Source organism: Oleiphilus sp. HI0061 (assembly GCF_001635675.1).
Window position 1 is genome coordinate 1 of the sequence record NZ_LWFE01001565.1, and the last position, 1,437, is coordinate 1,437.

Consider the following 1,437-nt stretch of genomic DNA (forward strand, 5'->3'; position numbering starts at 1 on the left):
GGATAAATCAGCTGGCCAACTCTCAGTTAGCAGTGCGGCAACTGTCGCGACGATTGCAATGGCGACAAGCTGTAAAGATGTCAGAGCCATATAAGAGATACCTTGTGCATAACGCCCCGTCAAAATGACATGCAGCGCAAAACCCAAAGTTGACATAAAGAAGAAAGCATGGGATTCCTTAAATTCAAAGCCCAAACCACCTCCTGGCTCAGCCCGTAATGCTAAAAGCGCCAAACCAATAACTGCGGGAATCAACGCACAAATAAGGTAGAAGGTGATCTTGGTACCAAAGATTAGTCGCGCGATTAGCGGAACGAAGACGACTGCCAAGCTCACGATAAAAGCACCTTCGCCGATATTATCGGTTTGGTCCACCGCTAAGACCCAAAGCAACAATGCACAACCTAACAGGATACCCGTACCTATTCCCTTAACAAACTGATGCCGCTTAAGCACCACCAATTGCGGCCAGGACATTAGAACCAGCACCAGCGCCGCTAATGAAAACCTCAGTGCTAAAAAGATGTAAGGTGAAAACTCTGCCAGGGCGCTTTTGGTGAACACCCATCCCGCAGCAGCAATAAGCGTCACCGCAACGAGCAGCAGTTCGTAATTTCGTATCGAATGAGAGATAGCCCTGGCCTTAAATGTCATTAGTGCAAAAGCGCTTCACGACAATAACAGAAACCGCCCAAGAGTTGTTGACTCTAATAACATTGAAACACTGTTTTCTAATGATTAACTTGCCATTAAATACTTCTCGCCATATCGTTTACTTAGCTACAACTCCACCAAAACCGTCAATATAAAGGTGCAAACTCAATGTTCCCCGATATGCCTGGTAAGCCTTCAGCATCCTTGCTTAAAATCACCTACCTTATTTATGCCTTACATATTTTTAGTGCTATAAGTGGCCTGTTAACGCCAGCGTTTATTCTGACGGCTTTCCTTACCGGCTGGCCTTCGATCATAGCATTGGTTATGAGCTATATCTGGCGGGGTGATGCCGACGGTACCTTCTTGTATTCCCACTTTGACTGGTTAATCACAACTTTCTGGAAAGCCTTGGTTGGTTTAGTCATTGCCTGGATTCTGATCGTGACCATTATTGGCGCAATCATTGGGGTTCCTATTATGTTGGCAGTTGGCGTTTGGGTACTTTACCGATTAGGAAAGGGGCTATTTGCTTTGAATGATAGGCGCCACCTAGCATGAGCCATTCGCTATCGTCTCAAATTTTAAACGTGACCAGGGCTCGTTCTATTATTAAGCTTGAAGATATCCAAAGCTTATGGAGTGGTTACGGAGTAATTAGCCGGTACAAGTTGGAAGGCTGTCAGGCAAGCCAAGTCATCGTAAAACACGTTAAGCTTCCTGAAAAAAGTCAGCACCCCAGAGGCTGGAATACTCAGCGCTCTCATCAACGAAAAATATACT

At 45.4% G+C, this 1,437-nt stretch carries 2 protein-coding genes and 1 pseudogene; 2 read left to right on the top strand and 1 reads right to left on the bottom strand.

The window, feature by feature from the left end; all coding sequences use genetic code 11:
* Positions 1–654: DMT family transporter (locus A3735_RS24445; protein WP_068638807.1), on the bottom strand; the 654-nt coding region annotated here is incomplete at its 3' end.
* A gap of 168 nt (positions 655–822) precedes the next feature.
* Here A3735_RS24445 and A3735_RS24450 point away from each other — a divergent pair.
* Positions 823–1,215, top strand: a complete 393-nt coding sequence (locus A3735_RS24450; protein WP_068514263.1) for a hypothetical protein — start codon at positions 823–825, stop codon at positions 1,213–1,215.
* A pseudogene (locus tag A3735_RS24455) lies at positions 1,212–1,437 on the top strand (hypothetical protein); the annotation flags it as partial. The gene A3735_RS24450 and the pseudogene A3735_RS24455, both read left to right, overlap by 4 nt.